This window comes from Litorivita sp. NS0012-18 (genome assembly GCF_040371945.1).
In the GTDB taxonomy this organism is placed as follows: domain Bacteria; phylum Pseudomonadota; class Alphaproteobacteria; order Rhodobacterales; family Rhodobacteraceae; genus Litorivita.
This window is the reverse complement of the sequence record NZ_BAABWS010000001.1, coordinates 1,481,789-1,506,713: the sequence shown is the minus strand read 5'-3', so window position 1 is coordinate 1,506,713 and position 24,925 is coordinate 1,481,789. Positions and strand designations below refer to the sequence as shown.

Sequence of the window (24,925 nt, the reverse complement as noted above, 5' to 3'; positions counted from 1 at the left end):
GGCACAGGCGGCGCATTGGGCTGCGGCCAGTTTCCGGAGTGATATGCCATGCGTTTGAGAGGCACCCGCGCCAGCCGCAATATCGAAGACCGCCGCCGCCGTGGCGGGGCCAAAGCCGGTGGAATTGGCGGTGTTGGCCTTTTGATCGTTCTGGCTGTGGGCTATTTCGCGGGGATTGACGTGACGCCGCTTCTCGAAGGCGCCGCCCCGATGCAGCAGCAAAGCAGCAGCCGCGAATTGACCCCGCAAGAAGAGCGCGCGGGGGAATTCGCCGCGCGGGTTCTGACCACGACCGAAGAGGTTTGGGGGCAGATTTTCCCCCAGCAGGTCGGCAAACCCTATAGGCCGCCGATCATGGTGCTTTATGCGGGCGTGACGCAAAGCCCTTGCGGCGGAGCCTCCGGTGCGACGGGGCCGTTTTATTGCCCCGCGGATCGCAAAGCCTATCTCGACACGGCGTTTTTCGCCACGATGGAGCGGCAACTCGGGGCCAAGGGCGATTTCGCCGCGGCCTATGTGATCGCCCATGAGGTCGCGCACCATGTGCAAAACGAATTGGGCATCCTGCCCGAGGTCAACCGCCGCCGCGCGGCGGTCTCGCAGGCCGAGGCCAACGCGCTGACCGTGCGGCTCGAGCTTCAGGCCGATTGCCTGTCGGGCGTTTGGGCGCGCGCCGTGGGCAGCAGGCTTGAGCAGGGGGATCTCGAAGAGGCGCTCAACGCCGCGCGGCAGATCGGCGATGACACGCTGCAACGCAATGCGGGCCGTGTGCCGCAGCCGCACACCTTTACCCATGGCACCAGCGCACAGCGCGCCGGATGGTTCAAACGCGGCTATGACAGCGGCGATATGAACCAGTGTGATACTTTTGCAGCGCGCCGCCTCTAGCGCCGCGCCGCGCGTTGATTGACCCTGCGGAAGCCTGTAATCTGCGCCTATTCACGGTGACCGGTTTACCCGTATTGAAAGGGCGCCTCTTATGCTGACCCAGCGCGATCATATTTATAGCTCCAAATACCAAAATGCCCTGCGCGAGATGGAATTGGCAGGGGTTGCACCGCGCGATGCCGATCCTTGGACGCAGCGCGTCTTGCGCCGTTTGGGCGTGCCGCACCGCCCCGCATATTATCGCGGGTTTTGTTGCACCGCGCTGATGAGCGGGACCCTGTTCGGGCTGTTTTGCCTGTTGTTTTTGGTGTTGATCTACAACCGTGAGGGCCTGTTTTCGGTGCAAACCATGACGATCACCGGCGTTCTTGCGGGGCTGTTCTTCGGGATTGGTGTGGCGCTGATTGTGCGGCGCAAGGCGATCGAGTTTAAACTTAGCTCTTGGGACGCGCTTTAACCGCTAGCGGCGAAACTTGCCCTGCTTTCCTTGCTGGCTTTCCGACTGCACACGTTTGTGGAAGCGCGACATCTTTTTCTCGCGCCGCCGTTTTTCGCCGACGCTTTCGGTATTGCGATTGTCTTCCTCGGCAAGCTTTTTCCAACGCTCGACGCGCTCTGCGTCCAACTCGCCCGCTGCAATCGCCGCGCCGATGGCACAGCCCGGCTCGCCCGCGTGGGCGCAATCGCGAAAGCGGCAGTCGGCGGCCAGATCGACGATGTCTTCAAATAGGGTATTAATCCCCGCCGCCGCATCGATCAGGCCCAATTCGCGCATGCCAGGCATGTCGACCAAAACCCCGCCACCATCGAGCAAATGCAAGCTGCGCGCGGTGGTTGTGTGACGGCCCTTGGCATCGTCTTCGCGGATGCCGCCGGTGGCCTGCGCGCGCAAAGCATCGCGGTCGATACCGGTCAAGCCGTTGATCAACGTCGATTTCCCGACGCCCGATGAGCCGATAAAGGCCACGGTGCGCCCTGCGCTGCACCACGGGCGCAGATGTGCCAGATCGCCTTGGTCCTTGGAGTTCAGCACAATGACCGCTGCGATCCGGTCGGAAATCCCGCGCGCTTGGGCGGCATAATCTTCGGGCGTGCGCCCCACGGCCAAATCGGATTTGGTGAGCAAGATCACCGGCGTTGTTTCGGCCTCGAGGGCCAGCGCGACATAGCGCTCAAGCCGCGCGATATTGAAATCGGCGTTGCAGGAGGTCACGATAAAGAGCGTATCGACATTGGCGGCAATCAGCTGCGGGCGCACCTCGGGCCCTGCGGCGCGGCGGGTGAGCAAGGAGGCGCGGTCCAGAACGCGGGCGATGCGTCCGCTGTCATGGGCAAGCACCCAATCGCCGACCGCGACCTCGCCTGTGGTCAGCCCCGGCGGGAAATGCAAATCCGCGCCGCCCGCACCATTGAGGCCCGTGGCCCCCGCACGCTCGAGATGGGTGATGCGGTAAGGCGCTACATCGCCGTCATCGGCGCCAATTTGATTGGCAAAATATGCGCGCCATCCCAAATCTGTATCGCTGTGCGGTGTCGACCTCATGTGGAGGGCCGAAGCTGGCCGCGTAGAGCGGAGCACTGGAGAGGGATGCAAAGGGCGCGCGCCAAAACCAGCGGTCAGGCCGTGCGGAGTAGGACATCAATGCAGGTCATAAACATCCCTCCGGCAAGGGCCGCGCGGCGCGGCGTGAGGTGAGAGGCTGGACAACGACCCAAGCGGGGCTCGTTACGGCTGCTTCCTTCCGGATCTGACCGGGTTGGCGAGGCGCTCGCCCGCGCCAACCTCTCAAGGCTGCATATAGGGGCCGCGCGGCGGATTCGCAAGCCTTACGCATAAGTGGCACGGCAACGTTGCGCTCGCAGCGCGGACAGGCTGCCGCGTTTGTGTGCTGCTATGGCGTGCCAGTGCCGCAGCGGATTTTCCCGAAGGCTCCATAGCAGGCCAGAACGCGCCCGAAACCGTTTAGTGCGTAGTGGTTATAGACCAGCCGGTCGCTGACCCTTTGCGTCACATGAGGTTTGACCAGCTCGAAACAGGCCGTCGCCGAGACTTTGCATATATCGGACAGCCCTTGCGCCACGGTCTTATTCGCAGGCGCAAAATCGCCTTTCATCACCGCGGCGCGCAGGGCATCGGGCATGTTTGCGGCCAATCGGGCTTGGGGCGGACGCGTCGCGATGGCCACTGCGGCGGCGACGATGATGGCGGCCAAGAGCAGTCTGATCAAAGGAAATAAACGCATTCGGTTGGTCCTGCTGCCGCGCCGCGCCAAACTGGCGGGGCTTTGGGCTGCAAAGACCCTATTGCAGGGCAAATGTCCATCCGTGCCTAGGGGGAACTTCGCTCTTAAATAGGCAGTGCGCGGGCCTCAGAGGGTTAGGCGCAGGCGGGCAAAACCGTTTTCGAGATCGCCAAGGTCTTCGGGGGAGAATTGTGCGATCTCCTCCATATGGTCGCGCGCTTGCGGCGATGTGTCGAACAAGAGCTGCGCCCCGCCCGCAGGGGCAAATGACCAGATTTCGCGATGCTGCAAATCGTTGACAAGGCCGGACTGGATGTAATCCAGAACGATCTGACGGCTGGTTTGATCGCTGCGAATGACAACTGTGTCGCCCTCCGCCCCTGGAAAATCGCCACCACCGCCAGCCCGAAACGAGTTTGTCGCAATCAGGAATTTGTCGTTAGCGCGCACCGGTGCACCGTTGTAGCACAGGTTCAATATGCGCTCGGATCCGGCATTTGCGGTTCTGCCGCGCTCGTTAAAGCGAGGGGGGCGGGTGATGTCGATTTGGTATGTGACCCCGTCGATCACGTCGAAATTGTAGCTGGGGAAATCGGGATCGAGAAGCATTTGATCTTCGCGCGACTGGGTAATCGTTTGAAACACGCCGGCCGCGCGCTCGAGCCATCCGGCGAGCTGCGCGCCGTTGACTTGCACGGCACGGAACATATTGGGAAAGACATAAAGATCGGCAAGATTGCCGAGGGCCAAAGTGCCCGATGGCAGGTACGTGTAGTTCTCCGGCCCGCCGCGACCGCCGGTCTTGAACGGCGCTGCGGCTGAAAGCACCGGCAGCCCTTCCCATTGGGTCCCTTTGGTTAACTGCGCAAGGTGGTGCTTTTGCGCTTCGGTGACCATTTGGACGGAGGCATCGGTGCCCAGCAGCGAGAAATAGCTGTGCACGGGGCGCGTGATCGCCCCAACCGGCCGCCGTAGATAGGTCAGGGTTTGTTTATGCGCCTCTTCGGTGCAGGCAAGGATCTCCGTATCCTCTTCGACCAAAGCCTGCGGGGCATGATCCGCACCGCGCACGGCAGTGGGCAGCAGTTGGCTTTCGTGGCTCTTTACCCGCCAAATGCCGCCTTCGCGCAGGAGGTTCAAATCAATTTGCCCAAGGACATTTCCGCCAAATCCGGGCATGACGGCAGGGGTGCCGCAGATGGTGCCGTTGTTCGGGTTCACATGCTCGCTGCTGGCGTGGTCGGGTCCGGGGAATTGTAAATGGCTGTGCCCGCAAACCATCGCATCGATCCCCGAAACCGCAGCCAAGGGCAGGGCCGCATGTTCCATATTGCGCCGATAATCCGCGTCCCCGAGGCCCGAATGGCACAGGGCGATCACAATATCCGCGCCCTCTGCACGAATTTTGGGCACCAATGTGCGGGCGGTTTCGACAATATCATGGGTTTCGACATGGCCCAGAACGTGCCGGCGGTCCCAGATCATCATCTGTGTGGGCAGAACCGAGAATATGCCGATGCGCAGCGGCTCTATGCTGCCGCCCTCGCAGCAGATGTCGCGCGTCAAGATGGTGAAGGGCGGCATGAGGGTTTGCTCGAACGTGCGGTGGCGCGCGGCTTCGGGCGGCGAGAACACATTGGAGCACAGCACCGGAAACCGCGCATCGGCCAGCGATTTGCTCAAGAAGTCGAGGCCGAAATTAAACTCGTGGTTGCCCAGACCGACCGCGTCATAGGACATCCGGTTCATCGCAGCGATCGCCGGATGTGGCGCGGGGTCATTCTTGTCGCGCTCATAGGCGATGTAATCGCCCAAGAGCGAGCCTTGCAAGAAGTCGCCGTTGTCGACGAGAATGCTATTGTCTGCGTCGCGGCGCTGTTGCCGGACCAATGTTGCAATACGCGCTAGGCCGCCCGATGTGGTCGGACGGTCTGCGAAGTAATCATAGCTGCGCAAGTTGACGTGCACGTCGGATGTTGCAAGCACTCTGAGAGTGGCTTGTGCGGATGTGGCGGGCGCGGGCGGATGTGAAGTTCGGTGGGGCAAGTGGGACCTGTATTGTCGTTATTTGGAGGCTTGGAGGCGTAGGCGGCCCCAAGCACGGGACTGGCTTGCAAAATCGGCATCACATTTACTCGGTGGAGAACCTCATAACACAATGAAATATCTAATCAATCAACTTTAAGGTGTGTTTGCGAAAAAAAATCACCCAAATGTGCTTTTGACGACGCATTGCGCATTGGCGGCGGGCGAGGCATCAAGTGAACGGGGCCGGATTACAAGGCGCAAGCAAAAGGAACGGGCATGAAAATTGCAGAGACAGTAACCTTTGGCGGTGCGGGATTGGATCGTGCGGGCGAGCTGCGCAGCGATGCACAGGGGCTGGCGCAGGCGCTCGCTGCGGATACCAGCCGGACGCTTGTTTTGTGGCGCGGCAAGCCGTTGCTCGCGGATCATGGTCAGGGCGGGTTGATGCTTTTGCCGCTGGACCACCCGATCATGCGCGATGCATCGCAGGCACGCATCTTGCTGGGGCGCGATGTTCAAGGGGCCTATATTTTTGCGGTAGATCTGGCGCAGTGGTCGCCTGCGGATGTGGACGAGACGCAGATGGGCAGCTTTCTGGACCGCTCGCTACAGTCGCATCCTACCGCGCCCGAGGCGGCATTTACCGAGCTTCGCCTCGCGATGGCCTCGCAACTGACCCCGATGGAGGCGGAGCTGACCGCGGCGGCGGTGGCGAATTTCAACTGGCACCGCAGCCATATGTTTTGCTCGAAATGCGGGCAGCCGTCGCAGATGGCTTTGGCCGGATGGCAACGCAATTGTGCCTCTTGCGGGGCAGAGCATTATCCGCGCACCGATCCGGTGGTGATCATGTTGATCACCCGTGGCAATTCGGTGCTGATGGGGCGTTCGCACGGATGGCCTGCGGGAATGTATTCTCTGCTCGCGGGGTTCGTGGAATCGGGCGAGCCGATTGAGGGTGCGGTGCGGCGCGAGGTCTATGAAGAGGCGCGCATCAAAGTGGGCGCCGTGGACTATCTGGCCAGCCAGCCTTGGCCTTTTCCGAATTCCTTGATGTTCGGTTGCCATGGCGAGGCGCTTGATACGGATATCGTCATTGACCCCAAAGAGATCGAAGATGCGCGTTGGTTCACCCGCGAGGAGATATTGGCCTCCTTTGCGGGGCAAAATCCCGATTTGCTGCCCGCACGGAAAGGGGCCATTGCACAATTTATCCTGCGCAACTGGCTTGCGGACAGGTTGGATTAACGCAACAATACCCCCAAGAAAAATCGGCAAACCGACGAGAGCAGACCTGATGCAGTTTACCACACACCAAGATATCGAAGCTCCGATTGATCATGTTTTTGCGCAGGTCTCGGATTTCTCCGGCTTTGAGAGATCGGTGCTGCGCCGCGGTGCAGAGGTCAAACGTGTGGTGGACCGCCCCGTGCCGAGCGCTGGTATGGCGTGGGATGCGCGGTTTCCGATGCGCGGCAAGAACCGCGAGATGCATATCGAATTGACCGAATATGATGCGCCCAACTTGATGGCCTTCCAATCGGTTTCTCAAGGTCTCGAAGGCGCGATGCAGATCGATTTGGTGGCGTTGTCGCGCGGGCGCACACGGATGAACATCAGCGTCGGCCTGACGCCAAAAACGCTTTCGGCGCGTTTGTTGGTGCAATCTTTGAAACTGGCGCGCAATAATTTGAACAAGCGGTTCAATCTCAAGGTGGCAGAATATGCCAAAGAGATCGAAGAGCGGTTTTCGCGCATCGTTTGAGCGCGCAGCTTTCGCCAGACATCCATTACATAAATTCGCTCGTTGCGATGTGCGGCGGGGCGCTGAGCGCGCCGGTTTGACGCGCGAATAACTGTTCGGCGATCAATATCGCCACGGTGCCTGCGAGCAAAAGGGCAACGGTAAGTGCAGCAAGCCAAAGCGGTTTCATTCGTCTCATCCTGTTGTGTGTGTCTGTGGATGATACGCACGGCTCGCGGGTTTCCGTCGGACCAACGGGCGAAAAGGCGCCGCAACGCAAAACGCCCCGCAAACCGCGAGGCGCAGCGTTGATGAGGTGAAAAATGGGCCTAGTTGCTGGGCACTTTCGCGGCAGGATAGACGCCCAGAAGGGCCATGGAATTGGTGAAGTAATCCAATTCATCAAGCGCCAGTTGCACATTGCGGTCATCGGGGTGTCCGTCGATGTCGGCATAAAACTGCGTCGCGGTGAAGGAGCCGCCGACCATATAGCTTTCGAGCTTGGTCATGTTGATGCCGTTGGTCGCAAACCCGCCCATGGCTTTGTAAAGCGCGGCGGGGATGTTGCGCACTTCAAAGATAAAGCTGGTTTTCATACCGCCGCTGCCGCGCCGCGACAGGTCGGGCGTGCGCGACATGATCAAGAACCGCGTCGTGTTGTTGGACTGGTCCTCGATATGACGGGCCAGAACGTCGAGGCCGTAAATCTCGCCCGCCAATTCGCTGGCCAAGGCGGCTTTGCGTTTGTCGTCTTGTTGCGAGATGAGCAGGGCCGATCCGGCGGTGTCCGCGCCGGTGATCCGCTCGATCCCGTGTTTGCTCAGAAAGTCGCGGCATTGGCCCAGCAGCATGGAATGGGACGTGGCCGAGGTCACCTCGTCCAGCGTCGCACCAGGCAGGGCGAGCAAGTTGATATGCACCCGCACATAGGCCTCATTGATGATATGCAGGCCCGAGGCGGGCAGAAGGTGGTGAATATCGGCGACCCGCCCGAAGGTGGAGTTTTCGACCGGCAGCATGGCAAGTTCGGCCTCGCCCTTGCGCACGGCCTCGATGGCATCCTCAAAGGTGGCACAGGCCATCGGTTCGTGATCGGGCAAAGCCTCGCGGCAAGCTTGATGCGAATAGGCGCCTGGTTCGCCTTGAAAAGCCACTCGTTTCGTCATTCGTCAATCATTCCCGTCCATAAAATGCGCTCAGAGGCGTTTGGTCGCGGAAACTATACCTTGCGTTCGGTAAGGGGAAGCGAATACATACGCGCCCAAAGACACCGATTAAGAACGGGCTGATCCATGTTTGATACAATGACAATGACGAAGGTTTTGGGCGCTGGCTGTGGCGCCTTGCTGGTATTCTTGCTGGGCAACTTTGCTGCAGAGATGCTTTATGAAACGGGCGGCGGTCATGGCGAGGGCGAACACGCTGCGGGCTATGTCATCGAAGTGGCCAGCAACGATGCCGCCGCGACGGATGCCGCCGAAGGCCCCAGCTTTGCAGAACTGCTCGCCTCGGCCGATGTGGGCAAGGGCGCGAAAGCCTTTGGCAAGTGCAAAGCCTGCCACAAGCTTGAGGACGGCGCGAATTCGACTGGCCCCTCGCTTTACGATGTTGTGAACCGCACCGTGGGCACAGAAGAGGGTTTTGCTTACTCCGGCGCTTTGGTGGCCGTGGCCCAGACATGGAGCCCCGAGAACCTCGACCAATTCCTCGAAAACCCCAAGGGCTTCGCGCCGGGCACGAAGATGTCCTTCTCGGGCTTGAAAAAACCCGAAGATCGCGCCAACCTGATTGCCTATCTCGACACGCTCGACGACTAAGCGCAGGCGTTGAAATTATTTGAAAAAGGCCGCGTCCATCGGGAGGCGGCCTTTTTTGTGCCTTGAGGGCGCGATCACGGACGGCTCACGCATTCTCAACTTGAAACTCCTAGGCCGCCTCCGTTAGCCTTGCGTAAAATGCCAGCCGGAAAAACCGGCTCCGAGGAGGATGTGCATGCGCGATCTCGACACCGTTTTTGACCGCACCCGAAGCCGCCAAGCAATGCCCCGCGCGCAAGTGCGCGCCAAAGCCGCCAAACCCGCAAATGCGCAGGGGTTTTGGCAGGTGCTGGCGCTGGGCGCGCTTTGTGCAGCCTTGGCATGGACGGCGGGCATGGCGCGCGGCGAAAGCCATATGCAGGCCCCGACCGGCGACGGTGTCATCCGCTCGCACGGCTATTCGTTTTTCGGCGATCTCAAATACCCCGCCGATTATCCGCATTTCGACTATGTGAACCCCGATGCGCCCAAGGGCGGCGAGATTTCTCTAGCCGCACCTGGAACTTTTGATTCGATGAACCCCTATAGCCGCAAAGGTCGCGCGGGGCGGTATTCGTGGATGGTTTACGAGAGTCTGCTGGGCGAGATGCCCGCCTCCGGCAGCAGCGCGCCCGCCGATGTCTATGGCGAGAGCTACGGGCTTTTGGCCGAGCGGCTTGAGTATGACGAAGGCAAAACATGGGTGATCTTTTACATGCGGCCCGAGGCACGGTTTTCGGACGGCACGCCGGTGACGGCGCATGACGTGGTCTTCACCCACAACCTGTTCTTGGAGCAGGGCCTTCCCTCCTATGCGACTGCGGTGAAAAAACGGGTGCTCAGCGCCGAAGCCTTGGACGATCACACGGTGAAATTCACCTTTGCCACGGGTATCTCGCGCCGCTCCTTGATTGATCAGGTCGGCGGCACGCCGGTTTTTGCGCGCAAATGGTATGAGCAGAACGGCGCACGGCTGGACGAGCCGCGTCTTGATGCCGCGCCTGGATCGGGGCCCTATGTGATCGAAAGCGCCGAGGTGAACCGGCGCATCGTCTATAAGCGCAACCCCGATTATTGGGGCAAAGACCTGCCGATCAACAAGGGCCGGCATAATTTCGACCGTATCCGCATCGAGTATTTCGCCGATGACAGCGCAAGCTTCGAGGCCTTCAAGGCGGGCGAATACACCTTCCGCCCCGAAGGCGATTCGAAAAAATGGGCAACGGGCTATGATTTTCCTGCCCGCAACCGCGGCGATGTGATCCTCGAAGAGCTTCCCGATGGCACCCCGCCGACCCCCACGGGCATCGTGTTCAACCTTGGCAAAGAGCCGCTCAAGGACCGCAATGTGCGCCGCGCCATTGCCTTGGCCTATAATTTCGAGTGGACCAACGCGTCGTTGCAATACGGGCTGTTCTCGCAGCGCCACAGCTTTACCCAAGGTTCGCCGCTGGAGGCCGAAGGCGCGCCCGAGGGGATGGAGCTTGAGTTGCTCAAATCCCTCGGCGATCTGGTGCCCGAAGAGATGCTCACCGAGCCTGCGCTTCTGGCCCATACGTCAAAGCCCGAAAGGCTGACCGACCGGCGCAACCTGCGCGCGGCGATGAAGATGCTCGACGAGGCGGGATGGAGCGTCGGCGATGACGGGATCCGGCGCAATGCGGCGGGGCAAAAGCTGTCGCTGGATTTCCCGATCAATTCGTCGGGCTCGGCCACATTGGAGGCTGTCGTTACGAATTTCGCCCAAAACCTAGAGGCGATGGGCGTGGATATCCGCGTTGAAAAGGTCGATCCGAGCCAATTCACCCTGCGCAACCGCGACCGCGATTACGATCTGATCTTCGACAATTACGCGGCCTTCCTCGGCACGGGCACCGGATTGATCCAGATGTATGGCACCTCCGAGGTGGAAAACAACGTCTTCAACCCTGCGGGCCTTGCCTCGCCCTTGGTGGATAAACTGATCGACGTGTCGCTCAATGCGGCCACCCGCGAAGAGCAGGACGCGGCGCTTATGGCGCTCGACCGTGCCTTGCGGCACGAGTTTTTCATGATCCCCGTTTGGTATAACCCCACCTCTTGGGTGGCCTATTGGAACATGTATGAGCACCCCGCCGAATTGCCGCCCTATGCTTTGGGGATTTTGGATTTCTGGTGGTGGAACGCCGATAAAGCGGCGGCGCTCAAAGCCTCCGGCGCGCTGAGGTAGTCCGCCGGTATGGGAGCCTATATCTTACGGCGATTGCTGCTGATCATTCCCACGCTATTGGGGATCATGGTCATCAATTTCGCGCTTGTGCAATTTGTCCCTGGCGGTCCGGTCGAGCAGATCATTGCCGAAATGCAAGGCCAAGGCGACGTGTTCGAGGGCTTTGCAGGCGGCGGCAATGACGCAGGCGCCGATATGGGCAGCGCGGGCGGCGATGAAAAATACCTTGGCGCGCGCGGGCTTCCGGCGGAGTTCATCGCCGATCTCGAGCGACAATTCGGCCTTGATAAGCCGCCGCTTGAGCGGTTCATCGGCATGATGTGGAACTATATGCGGCTCGATTTTGGCGAGAGCTATTTTCGCAAGATTTCCGTGGTCGATCTGGTGCTCGAAAAAATGCCCGTGTCGATCACGCTTGGCCTTTGGTCGACGATTATCGCCTATCTGGTGTCGATCCCCTTGGGCATTCGCAAGGCGGTGCATGACGGATCGCGCTTCGATACATGGACGTCGGGTTTGATTATCGTGGCCTATGCGATCCCTGGTTTCTTGTTTGCGATCCTTTTGATGGTGCTTTTTGCGGGCGGGTCTTATTGGCAAATCTTCCCGCTGCGCGGGCTGACGAGCGAGAATTTTGACCAACTCAGCGCCTTTGGCAAAGCCAAGGACTACCTGTGGCACATCGCCTTGCCCGTTATCGCCTCGACGATTTCGGCCTTTGCCACGCTGACCTTGCTGACCAAAAACAGCTTTTTGGACGAGATCAAAAAGCAATATGTCATGACCGCGCGGGCCAAGGGGTTGACCGCCAGCCGCGTGCTTTACGGCCATGTGTTCCGCAACGCGATGCTCATCGTGATCGCGGGATTTCCGGCGGTGTTTATCGGGGTGTTCTTTGGCGGCAGCCTGTTGATCGAGACGATTTTCTCGCTCGACGGATTGGGCCGTTTGGGCTTCGAGGCTGCCGTGGCGCGCGATTATCCGGTGATGTTCGGCACGCTGTTTATCTTCGGGTTGATCGGCCTTGTGGTCGGCATCCTGTCGGACCTGATGTATGTGCTGGTCGATCCGCGCATCGATTTTGAAAAGCGCGAAGGGTAGGGCGATATGGCTTTGATCACTCTTTCGCCGCTCAATGCCCGCCGTTGGCGCAATTTTTGCCGGAACCGGCGCGCCTATTGGTCTTTGATCTTGTTCAGCATTTTGTTCGGCCTGTCGATGTTCGCCGAGTTTCTGGCCAACGACAAACCGATCGTGGTGAATTATCGCGGCGCGTACTACATGCCGATTTTCAACTTTTACCCCGAAACGGAATTTGGCGGCGATTTCAAAACCGAAGCGATCTACCGCGATCCGGAGGTCAAATGCCTGATCCGCTCCGGCGGGATCGAGGCGTGTTTAGACGATCCCGACGGCATCTTGGAAGAGATCGACGCGGGCACTTATACCGCCGAAGGGTTCGACAAAGGCTGGTCGATCTGGCCGCCCATCCCCTACAGCTATGACACCCCCGTTGACCGCCCAGGCGCCGCGCCCTTGCCGCCCAACGGGCAAAATCTGCTCGGCACGGACGATACCAAACGCGATGTTCTGGCGCGGGTGATCTATGGCTTCCGGCTGTCAGTTCTGTTCACCTTGATCGTCACTGTGATCTCGACCGCCATCGGCATTTTCGCGGGGGCGATGCAGGGGTATTTTGGCGGCTGGGTGGATTTGATCACGCAAAGGGCGATGGAAATCTGGTCCTCGACGCCGCAGATTTACGTGATCATCATCATGTTCTCGATCCTGCCGAGGGGGTTCTGGCTCTTGGTGTTTATCACCGTCCTGTTCGGGTGGATGTTCTTGGTTGGCGTGGTGCGCGCCGAATTCCTGCGTGCGCGTAACCTCGAATATGTCCGTGCCGCCAAAGCCTTGGGCGTCAGCAACGCGACGATCATGTTCCGCCATATGTTGCCCAATGCGATGGTGGCGACGCTGACGATGCTGCCCTTTATCGTGACCGGAACGATTGCCTTGTTGGCAGGGCTGGATTTTCTGGGCTTCGGGTTGCCGGCGTCGTTGCCGTCTTTGGGCGAATTGACCTTGCAAGCCAAACAGAACCTAGAGGCGCCGTGGCTGGCCTTCACCGCCTTTTTTGCCTTCGCTATCATGCTCTCGCTTCTGGTCTTCATCTTTGAGGGCGTGCGCGATGCCTTTGACCCACGAAAGACCTTTCAATGAGTATTCTAGAGGTCAAAAACCTGACCGTGGGCTTTCGGCAGGACGGCAAGACCCATGCAGCGGTCAAAGGCGTCAGCTTTGCGCTGGATCGCGGGGAAACCGTGGCTTTGGTGGGCGAATCCGGATCGGGAAAATCGGTCACGGCGCTTTCGACGGTGTCGCTGCTGGGCAGCAATGCCGAGGTCAGCGGATCGGTCACCTATGACGGGACCGAGATGATCGGCGCGTCCGAGCGCGATTTGCGCCGTGTGCGCGGCAACGATATCTCCTTTATCTTCCAAGAGCCGATGACCTCGCTCAACCCGCTGCACACGCTTGAAAAGCAATTGGCAGAATCGATTGAGTTGCACCAAGGGCTGCGCGGCGAGGCCTTGCGCGCGCGGATTATTGAATTGCTCTTGCGGGTCGGCATCCGCGATCCTGAAACCCGCCTCGGGGCCTATCCGCACCAATTGTCGGGCGGGCAACGTCAGCGGGTGATGATCGCCATGGCTTTGGCCAACAAACCCGATGTGCTGATCGCCGACGAGCCGACGACGGCGCTGGACGTGACCATACAGGCGCAGATTTTGGAACTGCTGGCCGAGCTCAAACGCGAGGAAAACATGGGGCTGTTGTTCATCACCCATGATCTGGGCGTGGTGCGCCGCATTGCCGACCGCGTCTGCGTGATGAAGGACGGCGAGATCGTCGAAGAGGGGCCGACGGCCGAGATTTTCGCCGCACCCAAACATCCCTATACGCAAAAGCTGCTCGCGGCGCGGGCGGTCGGGCGGCCCGCACCGGTGGCGGATGATGCGCCGCAGGTGGCGAAAACCGAGCATCTCAAAGTCTGGTTCCCGATCCAGAAGGGCTTTTTGAAAAAGACCGTCGGCCATGTCAAAGCCGTCAATGACGCAAGCATCGACGTGCGCGCAGGCGAAACCCTTGGCATCGTCGGCGAAAGCGGCTCGGGCAAGACCACGCTGGCGCTGGCGATTATGCGGCTCATTGCCTCCGAGGGGGCGATCAATTTCGACGGCCGCGATTTGCGCAGGGTTTCGACCAAGGCGCTGCGCAGCCTGCGCGGCGAGATGCAGATCGTGTTCCAAGACCCGTTCGGCTCGCTCAGCCCGCGCATGACCTGCGAGCAGATCATCGCCGAGGGGCTTGGCGTGCATGGCACATCTGCGGGCAAGGACCGGCGGCAAATGGTGGCCGATGTGATGGTCGAGGTCGGGATGGACCCCGAGATGATGCATCGCTATCCGCATGAGTTTTCCGGCGGGCAGCGCCAAAGAATCGCCATCGCCCGCGCGATGATTTTGCGGCCGAAACTGGTGGTTCTGGACGAGCCGACCTCGGCGCTGGACATGACGGTGCAGGTGCAGATCGTCAATCTTTTGCGTGATCTACAGGTGAAATACGGTCTGGCCTATCTGTTCATCAGCCATGATTTGCATGTGGTGCGCGCCATGAGCCACAAAATGATCGTGATGCGCCAAGGCGATGTGGTCGAGGCGGGAGAGGCAGGCGCGATTTTCGAGGCACCCCAAACCGAATATACCCGCGCGCTTTTGGCGGCGGCGCTTGATTTGAAGGCCGATGAAGCGGTGACGGGGCAATAGCGCGCGTCAGATCGCCGAGCTATGCCCTGCTTTGCTCAGATCGTAGGCATCGATGCTGCGCGCGATCATACGGGTCAGCGCCCGCGCATCAGGCGGGATCGCAAGGCGGTCCGCCGTGACATGCAAAAGCCCATCGTAGCCGCGTGCGATGTCGGCAAACCGGCGGCCCACTTCGGCGTGCGACAGGCCGAAGTCACGGCGCAGCTCCTCGGCGTTGATTTCAAAATCGCACATCAGGGCTTCGATCATCCGCCCGCGCAATTTGTCCTCCGCGCTAAAGGTATGACCGCGGCTGATGGAAAACCGGTTCTCGCGGATTTTGGCTGTATGCGCGCCGGTGGCCGGCGCGTTTTGGGCGAACCCTTGCGCAAAACGCGAGATCGACGAGGCGCCAACGCCAATGAGGGCGGCGGCGGTGTCATCGGTGTAGCCTTGGAAATTGCGGCGCAACCTGCCCGCGCGCGCGGCCTTGGCCAGCCCGTCTTCGGGACGCGCGAAATGGTCGATCCCGATGGCGTCATAGCCGTCCCATTCAAACAATCGCGCGGCGGTTTCGAACAGGCCCAGCCGCTCTTGTGGGGTCGGCAGCGCATCGGATGGGATCATCTGTTGGCGTTTGGCCATCCACGGCACATGGGCATAGCCATAAAGCGCCACGCGGTCCGGCGACAGCGCCAGTAGCTTTTGCACGCTTTGGGTGATCTTTTCATTGGTCTGATGGGGAAGGCCAAAGAGGATATCGGCATTGAGGCTTTGAATTCCGCGCGCACGGATCATATCGGCGGCGTCGCGGGTGATGTCAAAACTTTGCAACCGCCCGATGCTTTGCTGGATGCCCTCGTCGAAATCCTGCACCCCGATCGAGGCGCGGTTCATTCCCGCAGCGGCCAGCGCATCAAGGCGGGCCGCGTCGATCTCGTTGGGATCGATTTCGACGGAAAACTCGTAGTTTGGCGCAAAGGGCGCGATTTGCGCGATCTTTGTCGCCAGTTCGGTCATCATCTGCGGTTGCAGCAAGGTCGGCGTGCCGCCGCCCCAATGCAGCCGCGACAGGCGCGTGCCCTCGGGCAGGTGCCGTGCCAACATGTCCAACTCGCTCAGCAGGGTCTTGAGATAGGCCTCTACCGGCGCATCGTTTTGCGTGCCTTGGGTGCGGCAGGCGCAAAACCAACACAGGCGACGGCAGAAAGGCACATGGACATAGAGCGAGATTTCGCCATCTACGGGCAGGGCCTTGATCCATTGCACATAGGTGTCCGGCCCGACGTCATTGCTGAAATGCGGGGCGGTGGGGTAGGAGGTGTAACGCGGCACTTTCGCGTCAAACAGCCCCAGTTGGGTAAGTTGGGTTTGTGTGACCATAGCGGCGGTGATATGGTCAAGCCTGCAAGAACACTTTGATACAGATCAAACGCGCGACGAGAACATATGCTCAAAGAACAGATCAAATCCTTGGCTCACGATTGCGACGGATGTCCGATCCGCCATCGTGCGGTTTGTGCGCGTTGCGAATCCGATGAGCTGGAGCGTCTCGAAGAGATCAAATATTATCGCAGTTTCGAGGCCGGTCAGACGGTGATCTGGTCCGGCGACAAGATGGATTTTGTCGGCTCTGTCGTTTCGGGCATTGCGACCTTGACCCAGACGATGGAGGACGGGCGCACCCAGATGGTGGGCCTGTTGCTGCCGTCCGATTTTGTCGGTCGCCCCGGGCGCGAGGGATCGGCCTATGACGTGGTGGCGACGACGGATCTGGTGATGTGCTGTTTTCGCAAGAAACCCTTCGAAGAGATGATGGTTTCGACGCCGCATGTGGCGCAGCGGTTGCTTGAAATGACGCTTGATGAATTGGATGCGGCGCGCGAGTGGATGCTTGTTTTGGGCCGCAAAACCGCGCGCGAGAAAATCGCCTCGCTGTTGTCGATTATCGGGCGGCGTGATGCCTCGCTGAACTTGCGCGAAGCCACGGGTGCGGTGGTGTTCGACCTGCCGCTGACCCGCGAAGCCATGGCCGATTATCTGGGGCTGACCTTGGAAACGGTGAGCCGCCAGATGTCGGCGCTCAAACGCGACGGGGTGATCGCGCTTGAAGGCAAGCGCCATGTGACGATCCCCGATTTCACGCGGCTGATGGATGAAGCGGGCGATGACGCCGATGGCGGGATCTTCGCATAAGGCGTGCTGCGGGCGGCGGCCGCTCCCTAGTTGGCACAAGAAATAGTTGGCACAGAAAATGCCGCGCGAGGATCTCCTCGCGCGGCTTTGTTTTGTGCGGCGGCGCGGATCAATGCGCCATCAGCACCGGCAATTTGGCCTGTTCGAGCATATAGCGCGTCGCGCCGCCCAAGATGGCTTCGCGAAAGCGCGAATGGCCGTAAGCGCCCATGACGATCATATCGGCGTCGATGTCGGCGGCGTGGCGGCTGATCACATCGGATATGCGCGGCAAGGTTTTGGACAAAACGTCAATCTCGCAGCGCACGCCGTGGCGCGATAGATATTGCGAGAGCATCCCGCCAGGATCAGAGCGCGACGGGCCGTGGGTGGGCGGATCGATCACCACCACATGCACGGCCTCGGCTTGGGTCAGGAAGGGCAAGGCCGCGCGGGCTGCAGCCAAGGCTTCGGAGCTTTCGTTCCAGCCCAAAAGGATGCGTTTGGGCGCGGGGTTTGGCGCCACATCATTGGGCAGGACCAAAACCGGCACGCCGCCTTCGAACAGCGCGGCCTCGACGATGGGTTCCAATTCGGCGCCGCGATCCGTGCCGTAGGGTTGGGGCAGCACCGCCAGATCCGAGAACCGCGCCCGCGTCGCCACATGACGCGCCAGATCGGCCAGTTGCGCCACGCCGCTTTCGGCGCTCCAGCGGATTTCCGACGGGCCAAAGACCGCACGCGCCGCCGCTTCGATTGCTTCGGCCTCGGTTTGCGCCCGCGAGATGGTTTCTTGGAGCACGGCGGCGCTGGCCCCCGCATAGTAATAGCCCGTCTGGCTGCGATCGACGCCAAGGCAAAGCGCGTCCACATGCGCATCCAGCCGCGTCGCCAAGGCGATGGCATGATCGAGGGTCGGTTTGATCAGGGCTTCATCCGTCAAAACGGAAAAGATTGACTTATAGGCCATGGGATCCTCCTCAGGATTGGCATTTGTGCCCTCAGGTTAGGCGCAACCGGCCGCAGCAGCCTTGATGCGGGTCAAACAACGGCGCCGCTTGTCTTGATGCAGATCAAAGCGGGGGGCTGTGGGACGGGCGAAAAGGCAATCAGTCAAAATCCGCCCATGCGATGGGATTCGAACCGCGTGGGAACCGACGAAGGGACGCAACATGAACAACTATCTCAAGCTGATCGTGCTTGGCTTGATCACGCTTTTTGCGATGATCGCGGCCAATTACGCACGCGATCTGGCCTATATGGTGAACGCACTGACGATTGTGCTGGTCGCCGGTGGCCTATTTTTGTGGACTTTGCGCCGCACGGGCGAGCCCCCTGTGCCGGTGGATCAGTCCGTCTATATGGATGATGTGGTGCGCGCGGGCGTGATTGCAACGGCGCTTTGGGGCGTTGTTGGGTTTCTCGCCGGCACGTTCATCGCCTTCCAACTCGCCTTTCCGGCCCTGAATTTCGAATGGGCCCAAGGCTATATGAACTTCGGCAAACTGCGTCCCCTTCACACCTCGGCGGTGATTTTCGCCTTTGGTGGTAACGCTTTGATTTGCACGTCCTTCTATGTGGTGCAGCGGACCTCGGCGGCGCGGCTTTGGGGCGGTAATCTTGGTTGGTTCGTCTTTTGGGGCTACAATTTCTTTATCGTTCTGGCGGCCACGGGCTATATCCTTGGCGCGACCCAGTCGAAAGAATATGCCGAACCCGAATGGTATGTTGATCTGTGGCTGACCATCGTCTGGCTGGCCTATCTGGCTGTGTTCCTCGGCACGATCATCAAACGCAAAGAGCGTCACATCTATGTGGCGAACTGGTTCTATCTGTCCTTCATCATCACCGTGGCGATGTTGCATGTGGTCAATAACCTGAGCATTCCGGTCTCCATCTGGGGGTCCAAATCGGTTCAGGTTTTCTCGGGCGTGCAAGATGCGATGACCCAGTGGTGGTATGGCCACAACGCCGTGGGCTTTTTCCTCACCGCCGGTTTCCTTGGCATGATGTATTACTTTGTGCCCAAGCAAGCCGAGCGTCCGGTTTTCTCGTATAAACTGTCGATCATCCACTTCTGGGCGCTGATCTTCTTGTATATCTGGGCCGGTCCGCACCATTTGCATTACACCGCCTTGCCCGATTGGGCCTCGACCCTTGGCATGGTGTTCTCGATCATCCTGTGGATGCCCAGCTGGGGCGGTATGATCAACGGTCTGATGACGCTTTCGGGCGCATGGGACAAATTGCGCACCGATCCGGTGATCCGGATGATGGTGATTTCGATCGGCTTCTACGGCATGTCCACATTCGAGGGTCCGATGATGTCGATCCGCGCTGTGAACTCGCTGAGCCACTACACCGACTGGACCATTGGTCACGTGCACTCCGGTGCGCTCGGTTGGAACGGTATGATCACTTTTGGCGCGCTTTATTTCCTCGTGCCCAAACTGTGGCACCGCGAGCGTCTGTATTCGCTTAGCCTTGTGAGCTGGCACTTCTGGCTCGCGACCATCGGCATCATCCTTTACGCGGCCTCCATGTGGGTGACCGGTATTATGGAAGGCCTGATGTGGCGCGAAGTGGATGCCAACGGCTTCTTGGTCAACAGCTTTGCCGACACCGTGGCTGCCAAGCTTCCGATGTATGTGGTGCGTGGAACAGGGGGTGTGCTCTACATCGCTGGCTCTATCATCATGTGTTACAACCTGCTCATGACTGTGCGTCGCACACCGGCTGTCGAAGCCGCTGCGCATGACGCAGTCCCGGCCGAATAAGGAGGGCCGGAACAATGGCTATTCTCGACAAACACGCCGTTCTGGAAAAGAACGTCACCTTGCTCTCGGTCTTTGCCTTTTTGGTGGTGACCATCGGGGGGCTGGTAGAAATCGCGCCGCTCTTCTGGCTCGAAAACACCATCGAGGATGTAGAGGGCATGCGCCCCTACACCCCGCTGGAGCTGGCTGGGCGCGACGTCTACATCCGTGAGGGTTGCTACGTCTGCCACAGTCAGATGATCCGCCCGATGCGCGACGAGGTGGAACGCTATGGTCACTACTCTTTGGCCGCCGAAAGCCAGTATGACCACCCGTTCCAATGGGGCTCCAAACGCACGGGGCCGGACCTTGCACGTGTGGGCGGGCGCTATTCGGACGAATGGCATCTCGATCACATGACCGATCCGCAATCTGTGGTGCCTGAATCCGTGATGCCGAAATACGGCTTCCTGAGCAATCGCAGCCTTGAGGGCAAATATATCGAAGACAACATGAAGGTGCATTCGGTTGTCGGCGTGCCCTACAGCGAAGAGATGCTCGCCAATGCGCAGGCCGATTTCCTCGCCCAAGCCGATCCGGACAGCGATTACGACGGGTTGATCGAACGCTATGGTGACAAGGTACAGGTGCGCAATTTCGACGGCCAAGAGGGCGTAACGGAAATGGATGCGCTGATCGCCTATCTGCAAATGCTCGGGACTTTGGTTGATTTCTCGACCTTCACCCCCGACGCCAGCCGCTAGGAGGAGCGATTATGGAAACCTATTCCCTTTTGCGCGGATTCGCTGACAGCTGGATGCTGATGGTGCTCTTCGCCTTCTTTATCGGTGTGATCCTCTTCGTCTTCCGCCCTGGCGCAAGCAAGATCGATCGCGACATCGCCGAGATCCCGTTCCGGCATGAAGACAAACCCGCGCCCGCAGCGCGCGGCAATGCCAAGGAGGCCTGAAACCATGGCTAAAAAACCTGACAATAAGCAAGATGTCGGCACAACCGGCCATTCTTGGGACGGGATTGAAGAGTTCAACAATCCGCTGCCGCGATGGTGGCTTTGGACCTTCTACCTGACCATCATCTGGGGCATTGGCTATGTCATTGCCTATCCGGCGTGGCCCTTGATCAATGGCGCGACGGCGGGTGTTCTGGGCTATTCGACCCGCGCCGAAGTGGCCGCCGATATCGCCGCCGTGGATGCGCAGAACGAAGCCATCAATGCCAAGCTGGCCAGCACCGAGTTGACGGAAATCTCCGCCGATCCCGCGCTGAACGGCTATGCGCAATCGGCCGGTGCCGCCGTGTTCAAAACATGGTGCGCCCAGTGCCACGGGTCCGGCGCTGCCGGTGCCAAAGGCTATCCGAACCTGCTCGACAACGATTGGCTTTGGGGTGGGGATATCGAAGAAATCCACACCACCATCGCCCATGGTATCCGCAACGAGACCGATGACGACGCCCGCTACAGCGAAATGCCCGCCTTTGGCGAGATGCTGGAGGGTGACGAGATCGATCAGGTTGTGAACTATGTGCTGTCCCTGTCGGGCACTGCGCCTGATGCCTCTATGGTCGAGGCCGGTGCGGTGGTCTTTGAGGACAATTGCGCGGCCTGCCATATGGAAGACGGCACCGGCGACCGGACCCAAGGCGCGCCCAATCTGGCCGATGCGATCTGGCTCTATGGTGGTGATTTCGACACCGTCAAAGAGACCGTGACCTATTCGCGCTTTGGCGTGATGCCCGATTGGAACTCCCGCCTCACCGAGGCGCAGGTTCGCGCTGTGGCCACCTATGTCCACAGCCTCGGCGGCGGCGAATAAGCCGCGCTGATCCGAGATACCCGCGCGCCTTCGGGCGCGGGGGTTGGCACCGACCCTCCGTCCTGTTCGCGCGTTTCCTGGAGGGCCGGTGTCCTTAATCAAACAGCCCCGCTATTTTGGCGGGGCTGTTTTGCGCTTTAGGCTATTTGCGCTTGATCTCGCCCTAGCGTTTGCGCGGCGGGGTTTGCGGGGCGCTATCGGGTTGGCGCGCCGCAACGCGCAGCATATCGACATAAATATGGAGCATCATTTCGGCCCGCGTCCGAGCCGGCGCTCATAGGCTTGCGGCATTTCCATCGTGGTGGGGTAGGGCGGCAAAGTGGCCCAGCTTGATTGCGGCGGATCAAGGCTCATGCGGGCGGCCTGCGGGTAGCTGTGTAAGTTGTGATGTTTCATCTTGGCGCTCCTATGCGGTGATGCCTATGAAATAGTCATGATATGTGGCAATCTCAAAGCCACAGATGATTTTATGCTGTAAGTGGAGCTTACATATGAATTGGCGCGATCTTCCGCCCCTCTCGGCCTTGCGGGCCTTTTGCGCCTTTTCCCAAGAGGGCACGATGAGCGCGGCGGGGGCGGCGCTCAACGTCAGCCATGCCGCGATCAGCCAGCAATTGCGCGGGCTGGAGGAGCATCTGGGCGTGGCCTTGCTGGATCGCAGCGGCGTGCGCCCTGTCATGACCGAAGCAGGCCGGCGTTTGGCCGATGCGCTAGAGGCGGGGTTCGGCACGATCCACCGCGAGATCGAGACGATGACAGGGCGCGATGCGGACCGGCCCTTGCAAATCTCCACCACTCCGGCCTTTGCATCGGGCTGGCTTTTGCCGCGTCTGGCGGGGTTTCGCGCAGCCCATCCCGAGGTCAGTTTGATGATCGACCCGACATCGGCTCTGCGCACGCTCGCACCGGGGGGCGTGGATGCGGCGGTGCGTTTTGGCGCGGGCCACTGGGCGGGGCTGGAGGCCGAGCTTTTGGTTTCTTCGCCGATTGCGGTCGTCGCCGCGCCTGAACTGGTCGGCGATGCGGTGATCTCTTCGCCCGCCGATTTGCGCCCCTTTCACTGGCTTCAGGAGCTGGGCACCGGCGAGGCGCAGCAATGGCTCCACCGTCACGGCGCGCCCGAAGGGTTTGGCAGCGGTGTCACCACTTTGCCTGGCAATCTTTTGCTCGAAGCGGCGCGGCAAGGCCAAGGTGTGGCGATCATCGCCAAGGCCTTTGTCGAGGCCGATCTGGAGGCGGGGCGGCTGCGGCTGTTGTTCGAGGATGACCGCCATAAGGGCTATTATCTTGTCACCCGCCGCGGGGTGCAGCGCCCCGCCCTGCGCGCCTTCACGCGCTGGCTGCGCAAAGAGGTGTGACGCGGGGGGCGGGGGGGCACGCAATCCGGCCTGCGCAATCCGGCCAGCGCAAGCAGGGCGCAAAAAGATGCGCCCAAAAGTTAGATTTTGATGCAGATCAAAGCTCGGGCGGCGCGAGCCTGTGACAAGGACAATGAGACATACATATCCGGAGTTTCGCACGTGTCCGATTCTGATGCCCCAAAACTATACGCGGCCCGCGAGCCGATTTTCCCGCGCCGCGTCTCGGGGGTTTTTCGCAACCTGAAATGGGCGATCATGATCGTCACTTTGGGCATCTATTACATCACGCCTTGGCTGCGCTGGGACCGCGGGCCGGAATTGCCCGATCAGGCGGTTCTGGTCGATCTGGCCAGCCGCCGGTTTTTCTTTTTCTGGATCGAGATCTGGCCGCATGAGTTCTATTTCATCGCGGGGCTTTTGGTCATGGCGGGGCTGGGGCTGTTTTTGTTCACCTCGGCCTTGGGCCGTGTGTGGTGCGGCTATGCCTGTCCGCAGACCGTCTGGACCGATCTGTTTATTCTGGTCGAGCGCTGGATCGAGGGGGACCGCAATGCGCGGCTGCGGTTGCACCGCCAGAAAAAGCTCGATTTTCGCAAGGCCCGTCTGCGGGTGACAAAATGGACGTCGTGGTTGTTGATCTCGATCGCGACGGGCGGGGCTTGGGTGTTTTACTTCACCGATGCACCGACGCTGTTGGTCAATCTGGTCACCGGACATGCCCATCCCGTCGCCTATACGACCATCGCGATTTTGACGCTGACGACCTTTATCTTTGGCGGTTTCGCGCGTGAGCAAATCTGCATCTATGCCTGCCCGTGGCCGCGCATTCAGGCCGCGATGATGGATGAGGACACTTTGGTCGTCGGGTACCGCGAGTGGCGCGGCGAGCCGCGCGGCAAGCACCGCAAGGCCGAGGGCGCGGACCAGTTGGGCGATTGCATCGATTGCATGGCCTGCGTCAACGTTTGCCCCGTGGGGATCGACATCCGCGACGGGCAGCAACTCGAATGTATCACCTGCGCGCTGTGCATTGATGCCTGCGACGATATGATGGACAAGATCGGCAAGCCACGCGGTTTGATCGACTATATGGCCCTGACCGACGAGGCGCGCGAGCGGGCGGGTATGGAGCCGAAATCGGTTTGGAAACATGTGTTTCGCCCGCGCACCATCATGTATACCGTGCTTTGGGCTTTGGTCGGCTTTGCGCTTTTGTTCGCCCTGTTCATTCGGGCGGATATCGATTTGACGGTGGCGCCGGTGCGCAACCCGACCTTTATCACCATGTCCGACGGCACGATCCGCAACACCTATGAGGTGCGGCTGCGCAACAAACATGGCGAGACGCGGCCGTTCCGCGTGACCGTCAAGGGCGATCCATCCTTGCGCGTGGCCGTCGAGGGCAGCCCCTACGAGGTGGTCGATGTGCCCGCAGACAGCACGAAACTGGCGCGGATTTATGTTATGGCACCCAACGGCTCGGCCCCCGCCGAGGCAGAGCGCACCGCGTTCCGCTTTTGGGTCGAAGACACGGCGAGCGGCGAGCGCGCCTATAAAGACAGCGTATTCAACGGAAGGGCGAATTGATGCAGATGGCAAAAGAGCCGCGTAAAATCACCGGATGGCATGTGTTTGCGATCTTTGCTTTGGCCTTCGGGGTGATCATCGGCGTCAACCTCGTGCTGGCCTTCAGCGCGGTCAAAACCTTTCCTGGGCTGGAGGTGAAAAACTCCTATGTCGCCAGTCAGGAGTTCGATCTGCGCAAGGCCGCGCAAGAGGCTTTGGGTTGGAAGGTGCGCGCCGATCATCGCGACGGTGAGGTGGTCTTGTCGATCACCGATGAGGCGGGCGCACCGGTGATTGTCGGCGATTTGCACGCCGTTGTCGGGCGCGCGACCCATGTGCGCGAGGACGTCGAGCCGCAATTCGCCTTTGATGGCACCGCCTATGTGGCGCCGCTCGAACTCGGCGCGGGCAATTGGAATATCCGCATGACCGCTCTTGGCAGTGACGGCACCGAATTCTCCCAACGCGTGATCTTGCATGTGAAACGATAGGCCGCTCCCAGCGGCCCCCAAACC

Annotated in this window: 25 protein-coding genes and 1 other RNA gene; 17 read left to right on the top strand and 9 right to left on the bottom strand. The window is 60.1% G+C overall.

The features are described from left to right. Positions 1-48: 48 nt before the first annotated feature. Together ypfJ and ABWV64_RS07240 are read left to right on the top strand one after the other, a co-directional pair. On the top strand, positions 49-888 hold the full coding sequence (gene ypfJ, locus ABWV64_RS07245) for a KPN_02809 family neutral zinc metallopeptidase (RefSeq protein WP_353343584.1): 840 nt from the start codon (positions 49-51) through the stop codon (positions 886-888). A 91-nt stretch (positions 889-979) separates the two neighbouring features. After that, positions 980-1,345, top strand: a complete 366-nt coding sequence (locus tag ABWV64_RS07240) for a DUF6404 family protein (protein WP_353343583.1) — start codon at positions 980-982, stop codon at positions 1,343-1,345. 3 nt (positions 1,346-1,348) lie between these two features. Here the strand turns inward: ABWV64_RS07240 and rsgA are convergent, their stop codons facing one another. The 4 genes from rsgA to ABWV64_RS07220 all read right to left on the bottom strand — a co-directional run bounded on the left by rsgA (position 1,349) and on the right by ABWV64_RS07220 (position 5,177). Next, entirely contained in the window at positions 1,349-2,431 is a 1,083-nt protein-coding gene (gene rsgA / locus ABWV64_RS07235; protein WP_353343582.1) for a ribosome small subunit-dependent GTPase A, read from the bottom strand. Between the two features lie 147 nt (positions 2,432-2,578). After that, an RNA gene (gene ffs / locus ABWV64_RS07230) (signal recognition particle sRNA small type) lies at positions 2,579-2,677 on the bottom strand. Between the two features lie 103 nt (positions 2,678-2,780). After that, positions 2,781-3,131, bottom strand: a complete 351-nt coding sequence (locus ABWV64_RS07225) for a hypothetical protein (RefSeq protein ID WP_353343581.1) — start codon at positions 3,129-3,131, stop codon at positions 2,781-2,783. Between the two features lie 126 nt (positions 3,132-3,257). Further along, the gene (locus ABWV64_RS07220; protein ID WP_353343580.1) at positions 3,258-5,177 is read right to left on the bottom strand and encodes a bifunctional 2',3'-cyclic-nucleotide 2'-phosphodiesterase/3'-nucleotidase; all 1,920 of its coding nucleotides are present in this window, start codon (positions 5,175-5,177) and stop codon (positions 3,258-3,260) included. Between the two features lie 258 nt (positions 5,178-5,435). Between ABWV64_RS07220 and nudC the strand changes: the two genes are divergently transcribed. After that, positions 5,436-6,407, top strand: coding sequence for an NAD(+) diphosphatase (gene nudC / locus ABWV64_RS07215; RefSeq protein WP_353343579.1), 972 nt, complete (start codon positions 5,436-5,438; stop codon positions 6,405-6,407). A 49-nt stretch (positions 6,408-6,456) separates the two neighbouring features. After that, positions 6,457-6,924 (top strand): SRPBCC family protein, encoded by a 468-nt coding sequence (locus ABWV64_RS07210; RefSeq protein ID WP_353343578.1) that lies wholly within the window; start codon positions 6,457-6,459, stop codon positions 6,922-6,924. A 25-nt stretch (positions 6,925-6,949) separates the two neighbouring features. Here ABWV64_RS07210 and ABWV64_RS07205 read toward each other — a convergent pair whose 3' ends face one another. Beyond that, positions 6,950-7,093, bottom strand: a complete 144-nt coding sequence (locus ABWV64_RS07205; protein WP_353343577.1) for a hypothetical protein — start codon at positions 7,091-7,093, stop codon at positions 6,950-6,952. Positions 7,094-7,232: 139 nt separating this feature from the next. Further along, positions 7,233-8,069, bottom strand: a complete 837-nt coding sequence (locus tag ABWV64_RS07200) for a prephenate dehydratase (RefSeq protein WP_353343576.1) — start codon at positions 8,067-8,069, stop codon at positions 7,233-7,235. A 138-nt stretch (positions 8,070-8,207) separates the two neighbouring features. Between ABWV64_RS07200 and ABWV64_RS07195 the strand changes: the two genes are divergently transcribed. The 5 genes from ABWV64_RS07195 to ABWV64_RS07175 all read left to right on the top strand — a co-directional run bounded on the left by ABWV64_RS07195 (position 8,208) and on the right by ABWV64_RS07175 (position 14,738). Next, a complete protein-coding gene (locus ABWV64_RS07195; RefSeq protein ID WP_353343575.1) occupies positions 8,208-8,720 on the top strand; it encodes a c-type cytochrome in 513 nt (170 codons plus the stop codon). Positions 8,721-8,943: 223 nt separating this feature from the next. Next, complete coding sequence (locus ABWV64_RS07190; protein ID WP_502902637.1) at positions 8,944-10,908, top strand: extracellular solute-binding protein; 1,965 nt, start codon at positions 8,944-8,946, stop codon at positions 10,906-10,908. A 9-nt stretch (positions 10,909-10,917) separates the two neighbouring features. Continuing rightward, entirely contained in the window at positions 10,918-12,009 is a 1,092-nt protein-coding gene (locus ABWV64_RS07185; protein ID WP_353343574.1) for a microcin C ABC transporter permease YejB, read from the top strand. A 15-nt stretch (positions 12,010-12,024) separates the two neighbouring features. Next, positions 12,025-13,131, top strand: a complete 1,107-nt coding sequence (locus ABWV64_RS07180) for an ABC transporter permease (protein WP_353344558.1) — start codon at positions 12,025-12,027, stop codon at positions 13,129-13,131. Further along, positions 13,128-14,738 carry an ABC transporter ATP-binding protein gene (locus ABWV64_RS07175; RefSeq protein ID WP_353343573.1) on the top strand — a complete coding sequence of 537 codons (1,611 nt, stop codon included), beginning with the start codon at positions 13,128-13,130 and terminating at the stop codon, positions 14,736-14,738. Before ABWV64_RS07180 ends, ABWV64_RS07175 begins: the two co-directional genes overlap by 4 nt. Positions 14,739-14,744: 6 nt before the next feature. Here the strand turns inward: ABWV64_RS07175 and hemN are convergent, their stop codons facing one another. After that, positions 14,745-16,100 (bottom strand): oxygen-independent coproporphyrinogen III oxidase, encoded by a 1,356-nt coding sequence (gene hemN, locus ABWV64_RS07170; RefSeq protein WP_353343572.1) that lies wholly within the window; start codon positions 16,098-16,100, stop codon positions 14,745-14,747. Between the two features lie 66 nt (positions 16,101-16,166). Between hemN and fnrL the strand changes: the two genes are divergently transcribed. Then, positions 16,167-16,913, top strand: coding sequence for a transcriptional regulator FnrL (gene fnrL / locus ABWV64_RS07165; protein ID WP_353343571.1), 747 nt, complete (start codon positions 16,167-16,169; stop codon positions 16,911-16,913). A gap of 109 nt (positions 16,914-17,022) precedes the next feature. On the opposite strand, the gene ABWV64_RS07160 is transcribed toward fnrL, so the two are convergent. Further along, a complete protein-coding gene (locus tag ABWV64_RS07160) occupies positions 17,023-17,862 on the bottom strand; it encodes a universal stress protein (protein ID WP_353343570.1) in 840 nt (279 codons plus the stop codon). Between the two features lie 202 nt (positions 17,863-18,064). Between ABWV64_RS07160 and ccoN the strand changes: the two genes are divergently transcribed. Genes ccoN through ccoP form a run of 4 tightly spaced genes read left to right on the top strand, consistent with a single transcriptional unit; the run spans position 18,065 to position 21,483 of the window. Further along, the gene (ccoN, locus tag ABWV64_RS07155; protein WP_353343569.1) at positions 18,065-19,669 is read left to right on the top strand and encodes a cytochrome-c oxidase, cbb3-type subunit I; all 1,605 of its coding nucleotides are present in this window, start codon (positions 18,065-18,067) and stop codon (positions 19,667-19,669) included. A gap of 14 nt (positions 19,670-19,683) precedes the next feature. Further along, on the top strand, positions 19,684-20,412 hold the full coding sequence (gene ccoO, locus ABWV64_RS07150) for a cytochrome-c oxidase, cbb3-type subunit II (RefSeq protein WP_353343568.1): 729 nt from the start codon (positions 19,684-19,686) through the stop codon (positions 20,410-20,412). Positions 20,413-20,423: 11 nt separating this feature from the next. Then, entirely contained in the window at positions 20,424-20,618 is a 195-nt protein-coding gene (locus ABWV64_RS07145; protein WP_353343567.1) for a cbb3-type cytochrome c oxidase subunit 3, read from the top strand. Between the two features lie 4 nt (positions 20,619-20,622). Next, positions 20,623-21,483: a cytochrome-c oxidase, cbb3-type subunit III gene (gene ccoP / locus ABWV64_RS07140; RefSeq protein ID WP_353343566.1), complete on the top strand. Its 861-nt coding sequence runs from the start codon at positions 20,623-20,625 to the stop codon at positions 21,481-21,483. 246 nt (positions 21,484-21,729) lie between these two features. Here the strand turns inward: ccoP and ABWV64_RS07135 are convergent, their stop codons facing one another. Then, on the bottom strand, positions 21,730-21,879 hold the full coding sequence (locus ABWV64_RS07135; RefSeq protein ID WP_353343565.1) for a hypothetical protein: 150 nt from the start codon (positions 21,877-21,879) through the stop codon (positions 21,730-21,732). 95 nt (positions 21,880-21,974) lie between these two features. On the opposite strand from ABWV64_RS07135, the gene ABWV64_RS07130 reads away from it, so the two are divergent. The 3 genes from ABWV64_RS07130 to ABWV64_RS07120 all read left to right on the top strand — a co-directional run bounded on the left by ABWV64_RS07130 (position 21,975) and on the right by ABWV64_RS07120 (position 24,901). Beyond that, positions 21,975-22,841 (top strand): LysR substrate-binding domain-containing protein, encoded by an 867-nt coding sequence (locus tag ABWV64_RS07130; protein ID WP_353343564.1) that lies wholly within the window; start codon positions 21,975-21,977, stop codon positions 22,839-22,841. Positions 22,842-23,003: 162 nt separating this feature from the next. Beyond that, on the top strand, positions 23,004-24,431 hold the full coding sequence (ccoG, locus tag ABWV64_RS07125) for a cytochrome c oxidase accessory protein CcoG (protein ID WP_353343563.1): 1,428 nt from the start codon (positions 23,004-23,006) through the stop codon (positions 24,429-24,431). 5 nt (positions 24,432-24,436) lie between these two features. After that, positions 24,437-24,901: a FixH family protein gene (locus ABWV64_RS07120; protein ID WP_353344556.1), complete on the top strand. Its 465-nt coding sequence runs from the start codon at positions 24,437-24,439 to the stop codon at positions 24,899-24,901. Positions 24,902-24,925 lie beyond the last annotated feature (24 nt).

What these genes read in the sequence shown, in the direction of transcription:
- ypfJ (WP_353343584.1), top strand. Translation starts at nt 49, where the DNA reads ATGCGTTTGAGAGGCACCCGCGCCAGCCGCAATATCGAAGACCGCCGC.
- ABWV64_RS07240 (WP_353343583.1), top strand. Translation starts at nt 980, where the DNA reads ATGCTGACCCAGCGCGATCATATTTATAGCTCCAAATACCAAAATGCC.
- rsgA (WP_353343582.1), bottom strand. Translation starts at nt 2,431, where the DNA reads ATGAGGTCGACACCGCACAGCGATACAGATTTGGGATGGCGCGCATAT.
- ABWV64_RS07225 (WP_353343581.1), bottom strand. Translation starts at nt 3,131, where the DNA reads ATGCGTTTATTTCCTTTGATCAGACTGCTCTTGGCCGCCATCATCGTC.
- nudC (WP_353343579.1), top strand. Translation starts at nt 5,436, where the DNA reads ATGAAAATTGCAGAGACAGTAACCTTTGGCGGTGCGGGATTGGATCGT.
- ABWV64_RS07210 (WP_353343578.1), top strand. Translation starts at nt 6,457, where the DNA reads ATGCAGTTTACCACACACCAAGATATCGAAGCTCCGATTGATCATGTT.
- ABWV64_RS07205 (WP_353343577.1), bottom strand. Translation starts at nt 7,093, where the DNA reads ATGAAACCGCTTTGGCTTGCTGCACTTACCGTTGCCCTTTTGCTCGCA.
- ABWV64_RS07200 (WP_353343576.1), bottom strand. Translation starts at nt 8,069, where the DNA reads ATGACGAAACGAGTGGCTTTTCAAGGCGAACCAGGCGCCTATTCGCAT.
- ABWV64_RS07195 (WP_353343575.1), top strand. Translation starts at nt 8,208, where the DNA reads ATGACAATGACGAAGGTTTTGGGCGCTGGCTGTGGCGCCTTGCTGGTA.
- ABWV64_RS07190 (WP_502902637.1), top strand. Translation starts at nt 8,944, where the DNA reads ATGCCCCGCGCGCAAGTGCGCGCCAAAGCCGCCAAACCCGCAAATGCG.
- ABWV64_RS07185 (WP_353343574.1), top strand. Translation starts at nt 10,918, where the DNA reads ATGGGAGCCTATATCTTACGGCGATTGCTGCTGATCATTCCCACGCTA.
- ABWV64_RS07175 (WP_353343573.1), top strand. Translation starts at nt 13,128, where the DNA reads ATGAGTATTCTAGAGGTCAAAAACCTGACCGTGGGCTTTCGGCAGGAC.
- hemN (WP_353343572.1), bottom strand. Translation starts at nt 16,100, where the DNA reads ATGGTCACACAAACCCAACTTACCCAACTGGGGCTGTTTGACGCGAAA.
- fnrL (WP_353343571.1), top strand. Translation starts at nt 16,167, where the DNA reads ATGCTCAAAGAACAGATCAAATCCTTGGCTCACGATTGCGACGGATGT.
- ABWV64_RS07160 (WP_353343570.1), bottom strand. Translation starts at nt 17,862, where the DNA reads ATGGCCTATAAGTCAATCTTTTCCGTTTTGACGGATGAAGCCCTGATC.
- ccoN (WP_353343569.1), top strand. Translation starts at nt 18,065, where the DNA reads ATGAACAACTATCTCAAGCTGATCGTGCTTGGCTTGATCACGCTTTTT.
- ccoO (WP_353343568.1), top strand. Translation starts at nt 19,684, where the DNA reads ATGGCTATTCTCGACAAACACGCCGTTCTGGAAAAGAACGTCACCTTG.
- ABWV64_RS07145 (WP_353343567.1), top strand. Translation starts at nt 20,424, where the DNA reads ATGGAAACCTATTCCCTTTTGCGCGGATTCGCTGACAGCTGGATGCTG.
- ccoP (WP_353343566.1), top strand. Translation starts at nt 20,623, where the DNA reads ATGGCTAAAAAACCTGACAATAAGCAAGATGTCGGCACAACCGGCCAT.
- ABWV64_RS07135 (WP_353343565.1), bottom strand. Translation starts at nt 21,879, where the DNA reads ATGAAACATCACAACTTACACAGCTACCCGCAGGCCGCCCGCATGAGC.
- ABWV64_RS07130 (WP_353343564.1), top strand. Translation starts at nt 21,975, where the DNA reads ATGAATTGGCGCGATCTTCCGCCCCTCTCGGCCTTGCGGGCCTTTTGC.
- ABWV64_RS07120 (WP_353344556.1), top strand. Translation starts at nt 24,437, where the DNA reads ATGGCAAAAGAGCCGCGTAAAATCACCGGATGGCATGTGTTTGCGATC.